Origin of the sequence: Heliobacterium mobile (assembly GCF_009720735.1) — a bacterium.
Lineage (GTDB): Bacteria > Bacillota > Desulfitobacteriia > Heliobacteriales > Heliobacteriaceae > Heliobacterium > Heliobacterium mobile.
Map to the genome: position 1 here is coordinate 1 of NZ_WNKU01000126.1, position 607 is coordinate 607.

The 607-nt window shown below is 53.2% G+C and carries 2 rRNA genes; both read right to left on the reverse strand.

Going from position 1 to position 607, the window contains the following annotated elements:
* Positions 1-44: 44 nt before the first annotated feature.
* Positions 45-161 (reverse strand): 5S ribosomal RNA (gene rrf / locus GJ688_RS20085).
* 356 nt (positions 162-517) lie between these two features.
* Positions 518-607 (reverse strand): 16S ribosomal RNA (locus tag GJ688_RS20090); the annotation flags it as partial.

Genomic DNA, 607 nt, shown 5'->3' on the forward strand with positions numbered 1-607 from the left:
AAACCTGACGTTTGTCAGGTCTGCCGGGTAATAAAACCCGGTCAATCTGGCAGCGACCTACTCTCCCAGGGACCAACGTCCCAAGTACCATTGGCGCAGGAGGGCTTAACTTCCGTGTTCGGGATGGGAACGGGTGTGACCCCTCCGCCATTGCCACCAGATCAATATTTCAGTTGCTTTTGTCTGTTAAATCGTCGTGACCACTTTTGCTCACTGACCATCTAACTTCAGAGGAGGTCCTTCCGGTTCATCACCGGATTTAGAAGTATACTACACTCGGTTGTGTAATTCAACCGGTAAGTTTCTCCAGTCCCTCAAAATCAAACAGTTGCGTAGCGCTGCGTGCTAACCTTTCCGTTCGGACCTGTCCCACCTGGTCGCTTGCGAGATGGTCTCGCTTGCAGCCTGTTGGGAGGTCTCCGTCCGGTTCGACCTCGACATCTCACTGCGTAGAGGGTTCATCCCTTCACTAGAAAAACCAGCAAGGTTCATCCTCTACCGTGACGAGTCTCCATAGAAAGGAGGTGATCCAGCCGCACCTTCCGATACGGCTACCTTGTTACGACTTCACCCCAATCATCGACCCCACCTTCGGCGGCTGGCTCCT